The organism is Vibrio sp. T11.5 (assembly GCF_027587155.1).
GTDB classification, from domain to species: Bacteria; Pseudomonadota; Gammaproteobacteria; order Enterobacterales; family Vibrionaceae; genus Vibrio; species Vibrio neptunius.
On sequence record NZ_JAPPTP010000005.1, the window covers coordinates 262,676 to 269,437 of the forward strand.

A 6,762-nucleotide genomic window follows, 5' to 3' on the forward strand; every position below is an offset into this window, starting at 1 on the left:
CCTCTTCTTGAAATTACGTGCTCTTGCTCCAGAAGGCGGTAAATCAGCAATCGCCTCAATCAGCGATTTCATTGGTGGATCAGATAAAGGCACGTTTGACTCTAAAGCACCGTGAAGCGCAGGGACCAAGACTTTATACAAACGATTTGCGTCAGTCTTACTGGACTCTCATGGCTAAACGATGCGTAAGTGCAAAGGCCGCTAAAATGACTCAAACCGGACATTACTAAATTGCATCTACAAATCCACTGCGCACTAAAGCATCGAAGTGCAATAAAATATGGTTTTTATGGACGTTGCCTTTCACCATTAATACGATTAAATCTAGAGCGATGAAACTGCGGCTCTGTAGGATCTTGAGATTGTTCTGGGAACTTCTCATACACTTCAGCTTCATCAAGAAGCAGCCCCGTTCTGCGTCTATCTACTTTCAATTCAGATTGTTTTTCACAGCGCTCTAAGAATAATTCAACACTTTTATTTGATGACACATCATCCACACTAACACTACATCCACGATTAAATGAAGAGAGCAAATATCGGTAATCATTGATATAAAAGTAGACCCAATGCCCTTGCAAGCTAGGCGACAAACGGGTGTGATAAGTTAAAAAGCGCCCTCTTGGTGGCTTTTTATCACTTGGGAACTCTAACTCTATACTACCTACATCTCCATAGCGGTATTTAACGTAGCCAGTATCAGGGCTGTAATGTTGATAAGCGCACAAAGACGCTAGTTTTCCATTTTCTAGTTGGGCATTAAAATAGATATCTTCATCATCTTGACAGAGTGTCCGATTCAAAGTGTCATCTTCTTTAACGATTGACGGATGAGCATAAACTGTGGATACAAATACAACGTTAACAATTAAAGCCAATAATAACCTTCTCAATTTCATTCAAACACCTTAGCTTCCCATAGCTTGTTAAAATTATTCCTACGCAAACCCATAGTTATAGCGATTCACAAGAAAAAAACTCAAGGTTATTTGGTAAACCTATCTTTCTTTTTACTGGTGTGTATCCAAATATTTTGACGCAGACAACTAATTCCACGCTTCAAATTTATTGGGTTCGACTCTTTCTTATGCTCGAAGACTGACTCACTAAATATATGTAAACCCAAAGTTAGCCAGAATTATTGATAGCGTCTCTATTTCCCATTTTCATCGTCTATTCCACTCATTTTTCTTACTATCAGGTGAAAAAATGGCCGCTATCACGAGCTTTAGTGAATCATTGTTCTACCGAAACAATCCACTGCGCACTAAAGCATCGAAGTGCAATAAAAATGGTATTTATAGACTTTGCCTTTCACCATAAATACGATTAAATTCAGGGCGATGAAACTCTGGCTCTGTAGGGTCTTGAGATTGCTCAGGAAACTTCTCATAAACTTCAGCTGTATAAAGAAGCGCGCCAGAGTTAAGATCCTTTCCTTTCAACCTAGATTTTTTTTCACAGCGCTCTCCAAATAATTCAACGCTTTTAGTTGAAGACACATCATCCACACTAACACGACAATTATTATTAAATGACGAGAGTAAATATCGGTAATCATTGATATAAAAGTAGACCCAATACCCTTGCAAGCTAGGCGACAAACGGGTGTGATAAGTTAAAAAACGCCCTCTTGGTGGTTTTTTATCACTTGGGAACTCTAACTCTACACTACCTACATCTCCATAGCGGTATTTAACGTAGCCAGTATCGGGGCTGTAATGTTGATAAGCACACAAAGACGCTATTTTTCCATTTTCTAGTTGGGCATTAAAATAGATATCTTCATCATCTTGACATAGCGTTCGATTCAAAGAACCTTCCCTATCAACTATTAAAGGATGAGCATAAGCCGTTGATAATAAAATTATTTTAACAATTAAAACCAAAAGTAACGCTCTAAATCTCATTTAAACACCTCAGCTTCCCATAGCTTGTTAAAATTATTCCTACGCAAACCATAACTATCAGTACCGTAGTTAACTTCTTTTGTCACCGAGTTAACTACGGATTCATCTGAACCAGTATCTGCTTTCAGATATAATTCATTGTCCAACCAAAAGTTCGCTGCCGAGCGTGTGGCATACTTAACCTCCAACAGTATATCCGGGTTATTAACTGCATCGATAATATCATCAGGCCAGCGCGCTTGGTTAGCGGCATGCCATTCATTAAAAGCGGTATAATTGCCACGACCAGTTAACTGCTTTAACCCTCGACCTCTAAAATTCCAACCGTCATCCGTTGTTAAGTAGTCACCATTCTTTAAATCTCCCCTACCTCCGTACATAACATTAAACAGCATGCGCTTATCATCTTCAGATGGCCTTGTGCCATCTTTTTTTACAAAAACTCCATTTTCTTTTCTATCAATACCCAGAACATCAATATATCGTTTGCCGGGATGAACTTCATGATCTGCTGGATAGTATTGCTTTCTAGCTGTCTCGAACTGAGAGGTGTCTAACGCAGTAGTCCGGTAATTGGTATATTCTGCCATATTCAAAGTGGGCCCCGTCTCTTGCATTATCTGCGCAAAAAAATGAGTCCTACGCAAAGGGGTATCAAGCTTATAAAACTCAATATGGTCATTGAGCTCATCCACGATACCTTGCAACAGATTTTGCTTGCTACTGCTTACCCTTGGGTACACTGCTTGTAGCATCTCAAGTGTAAACCTAAACGAATACTTCCACTCTTCAACAACGGCCTCATCCAAAGCAAGAATGGTATTTTTGTCGACAATCCCATCAACGCCGACGAATAGGTAGCTTTTATGCGTGGTATGAGTCGGTTTATAGTGGGTTTGAAACTGTTTAACTGCGCCTTCTGTCGCACGGCCAAAATCGCCATCAGCGCCAGATTTCCCCAAGTCAAAACCCACTGCCATCAGGCCTGTTGGATTTTCTTTATTTCTTCGGTATCACTAGCGCCTTGTTTAACAGCATGAAAATTGCCTTCCGCCAACTGATTAAGAGGTTTTGACTCTTTCAATATTGAAGATTTCAACATCATTGTTTGTGTTGTTTGTCTGTTCTTAGCGAAAAACTGCAAATGAAACTTATCTAAACTGTCTTTCGTACCATTTGCCTCGCGCTCGGCAAGAACACGCTCTCTATTTTCAGCCCACCGCTGCCGATCTTTCGCGGTATAAGTTAATTCTGCTCTACGCTCTTGACGGTGACGTTGTGCTCATTCTCGGGTGGTTTCTTGCCTTTCTTCTGGCTCATCTGGAAAAGATTTATAACGCATTTAAGTTCGCTCACATAAGAAATGGAGCTAAATTGTATAAATATCGTTCAATTCGGTTTCAGGCTACATAACCATTATTATTATGATTTAACATTATTTATCAGCCCTACTCTCACTAACCCGCTAGTGATTTAGGGACAGGCACCATAAGCTGTTTTATAAGCTATTTTCGCTGGGTTTATTAAATGCGCTTGGTACCACTAATTTGAAGTTATCCTAGCTTGATTTGAGGCAAAGGAAGTCACGCAAAACGAAGTGACCTTAGTTTCTCTAGTGGGGTTGGTGGGGTAGCTTTCAACAGTTACAAATAAGGCAGCCTAGTTGGCTGCCTTATTGCTAAGTGGGCGATATAGCTCTAACGATTAATGAAACTCTTCAATAAAAGTTTCGACGAAACCTTTTAACCGCTCAGCAATACGAGGAAGGATTGTTCTGGTCAATTCCAACCAGACACTTTCTTTAGAGACTTTTCATAATTAACCGGCGATAAAAGTTCAACGTTTCAGCAGTGATCATTTTTGCTGGCCGTTTCAACCAGTCGTAATAACCTGAGCGGCTTACTCTCATCGTCTGACAAAGGAAGATTACTGGGTATCGGATTGACTCAGTTTTGATGAAGTTAAACTTTACTTCATTTCTTTCGCGAAGAAGGCTGATGCCTTTTTTAGGATTTCCTTTTCCATACGTAACTCTTTGACTTCTCTACGTAGTCGCTTGAGCTCATCACGTTCATCATCAGATAGCTCAGTGCCTTCTAACTGGGCTTCTAGCTTTTCCTTCTATTTGTAGAGAACTGTAAATGTAATACCCACAGCTTCTGCAGCCTGAGTTACGCTATAACCTTGCTCTGGGACTAACGCTACGGCTTCTTCTTTAAATTCCTTGGAGTAGCGTTTGTAAGCTCTTTTCTCCGTCATGTTTCACCTCATTGATCTGACAAATATTGTCTCTCAATTAAGTGTCCGACTCCGTTAGACCACTACATGCTCTCATTGGTAGAGATTTTGGACATTAAATACCTGAACAATATCGTTGAACAGAGTCACCACTGGGTGAAGAAGAAAACACATCAAGCGCTAAGTCGGAAGTCAACGGAAGGATCTTTGGCCAGTTTACATGGGCGTGAAGTATGGACGATGTTGAAGACCAGACAGCCTTTGAGCGATTTTACCCACTCGCTGCATAATTGTATCTGTCGGATGGGACTGTCGCACCTCTAACTAGATTTGCGACAGAACCACCAACCTTGTTCCCGCTGCAATCAACGCAAATCATGCCGGTACGCAAGTGGTCAATAATTAGTTTCGAACATTGAAAATAAACAATTCATGGACAACTCCAAGTGTGAGAAACTTCTTAACTTGGTGAGCAGTATTGATGAAGTAAGCTAAACAATACAGTAGCCAAAATCAGTTTAATGGATTTTTAAATGCTAACTTAAAATTACGGTCGTAACACCTGATTCATTCATAAAATATCGACTCTTAAAAATCCGCTGCGCTAAACCGTGCTGGGAAATTGAACTATCAAGTACCAACACCAGTGACTGTTCACTTTGATTAAAACTAATCACTCGTGCTTTTTCAAACCCAAAATAACAACCAACGTATGGGAAAACTGCTTTAAATAAGCTTTCTTTGGCTGAAAATATAATCGATGTTGCTATGTTGAAGCTCACTCCTTGTTCTCTAAAAAGAGTTAACTCGCCTTCATTATGGATATCTAACCAAACCTGCTCGACTGTCTCTGCATCGAGCCAATCTTCAGTATCTATTCCGACGAATTGGTAGGATGTCCTTTCTGCAACAAGCGCGATCCCCCTATTACTAGCATGAGAAATAGCACCAGCAAGTTTGTCAGGCCACAAAGGTTCACGATGAGGGCCGATGCCAATCTCGAAATCAACGACCGATAATGCTTCGAGGCACAATTTTGCCATGTATCGTCCAGCTATAAACTCCGCCTGTCTATTTTGTACGCTCTGACTTATGGATTCAGGAATAGCAATGTTCAGCTCTTCTGCAACCCCACTATTCATGACATGAAATTCACATTGACACAAGAAAGCCCTGCCTTTCATCGCAGCATAGAGCTCAATGCGTGAAAGGAAACGGTCTACTGCAGGTAAGTCCAGCGGGCCAACCAAGAGATCACGATACATAAGCCAATCTTATAAATAGAAATAAAAAAGTAGCGTAATGCCTTTTTAAGTCAAGGTGAATTTTTTTTCTGGGTGGAAAGGTTAATTGCACATTTTAAGTGTGATCATTATCAAACTTAATAACATAATCATTGATAAAACTACTCTAATTTGTAAGAGTTTCATAAAATTTTAAATGCAATTAGTTGCTAATCTCATTATGTCAATAAATTATTTTGCACATGCACTTGCATGCTATGCACTTGAAAGTATTTTTGGATCACTAGAAAGCATACAAATAACAAATAACAAATAACAAATAACGTCAATCAATATTGTCAGTTATCAAAACGGTAAATTTAGATAACGCAGAAGCATAGTAGCTAGGATGTAACCATGCCATTAATGATCAATAGATCTTGTCACCTCATTGCCTCGCCTCACCTTCCCCAAAAAAAGTGTGTCTATTTATTTGAGAATAAAGAAAGGCTGATTCGTCTCCAACAATTTGAGTTGCTTTAATTCTCACCCATAAACGAAATAGCATTCTTTATATTTGGTGTGAGGTATGAACCTAGCAATCTAAATTTTCATATTGAATCACACGTTAAGCAAAATTTAACAATCACTAATTAAGAAGTTTTAAGTTAACTCTGAGATCCAGGATTAATCTAACTTTAAGCATTTGATCACAATGAATTACTTCCAAGGATTTGGCATGAAAAATCATTATTTTCCGTCATGTGAAGACAGTAGCGACAGAAATTTAAACATACTTAGAGACCATCTGACAGGGCATCAAAATCTCAACCTATTTACTGAAATGTTAGGCGATGTAAAGTCTAGAGAGAACATGTTATGTCAATCAATATCGGTAGCACCCTCTTTAGCTAGTAAATTGACATTGCTATGTGATTCGCTGAATACATCTTACGACGAAATTTTTCTGACCGCTTTCTTTGTGTTTCTCGCCACTCAAACGGGCGAAAAAGATCTCGTGATTGGAGAACAAAGAGATAGGGCTACCTCGATACCAATAAGGCAGATTATTGAATCAGATCTGATAGTTTCGACCTTACTTAAACGTATAAACCAAGTTAGAAAATTATTACCTGAATGCTCAGATATTTTTAGTTTGTCTAAAGAACTTGAAGTAGGTGACAGTCATAGACACCCGATTTATCAAGCATTGTTCGTAGGGCTTGATGCCCCTTTTCCAGAGCATAAAACACTAACATCGCTCGATATCACTCTTTCTGTGCAACTACAACATCAGAAAATAATCGTTGAGATGCGTTGTAATTCCACATTGATTGAACGAGAAACACTTGAGCGTTTCGCAACTTGCTACTTAGAGGTTCTTAAAGGAC

General features: G+C 39.3%; 6 protein-coding genes. 1 reads left to right on the forward strand and 5 read right to left on the reverse strand.

Going from position 1 to position 6,762, the window contains the following annotated elements:
- Positions 1-287: 287 nt before the first annotated feature.
- From OH455_RS08170 to OH455_RS08190, 5 genes are all read right to left on the reverse strand, one after another.
- Complete coding sequence (locus OH455_RS08170; protein WP_269981022.1) at positions 288-899, reverse strand: hypothetical protein; 612 nt, start codon at positions 897-899, stop codon at positions 288-290.
- Positions 900-1,298: 399 nt separating this feature from the next.
- A complete protein-coding gene (locus OH455_RS08175; protein ID WP_269981023.1) occupies positions 1,299-1,910 on the reverse strand; it encodes a hypothetical protein in 612 nt (203 codons plus the stop codon).
- Positions 1,907-2,890, reverse strand: a complete 984-nt coding sequence (locus OH455_RS08180) for a hypothetical protein (RefSeq protein WP_269981024.1) — start codon at positions 2,888-2,890, stop codon at positions 1,907-1,909. The genes OH455_RS08175 and OH455_RS08180 overlap by 4 nt, the downstream gene beginning before the upstream one ends.
- 1,141 nt (positions 2,891-4,031) lie before the next feature.
- Positions 4,032-4,169 (reverse strand): transposase, encoded by a 138-nt coding sequence (locus tag OH455_RS08185; protein ID WP_269981025.1) that lies wholly within the window; start codon positions 4,167-4,169, stop codon positions 4,032-4,034.
- Between the two features lie 515 nt (positions 4,170-4,684).
- Positions 4,685-5,413, reverse strand: coding sequence for a 4'-phosphopantetheinyl transferase family protein (locus tag OH455_RS08190; protein ID WP_269981026.1), 729 nt, complete (start codon positions 5,411-5,413; stop codon positions 4,685-4,687).
- Between the two features lie 697 nt (positions 5,414-6,110).
- Between OH455_RS08190 and OH455_RS08195 the strand changes: the two genes are divergently transcribed.
- Positions 6,111-6,762, forward strand: a 652-nt coding sequence (locus OH455_RS08195; protein ID WP_269981027.1) for a hypothetical protein, incomplete at its 3' end; no start/stop codon positions are given.

What these genes read in the sequence shown, in the direction of transcription:
- OH455_RS08170 (WP_269981022.1), bottom strand. Translation starts at nt 899, where the DNA reads ATGAAATTGAGAAGGTTATTATTGGCTTTAATTGTTAACGTTGTATTT.
- OH455_RS08175 (WP_269981023.1), bottom strand. Translation starts at nt 1,910, where the DNA reads ATGAGATTTAGAGCGTTACTTTTGGTTTTAATTGTTAAAATAATTTTA.
- OH455_RS08180 (WP_269981024.1), bottom strand. Translation starts at nt 2,890, where the DNA reads ATGGCAGTGGGTTTTGACTTGGGGAAATCTGGCGCTGATGGCGATTTT.
- OH455_RS08185 (WP_269981025.1), bottom strand. Translation starts at nt 4,169, where the DNA reads ATGACGGAGAAAAGAGCTTACAAACGCTACTCCAAGGAATTTAAAGAA.
- OH455_RS08190 (WP_269981026.1), bottom strand. Translation starts at nt 5,413, where the DNA reads ATGTATCGTGATCTCTTGGTTGGCCCGCTGGACTTACCTGCAGTAGAC.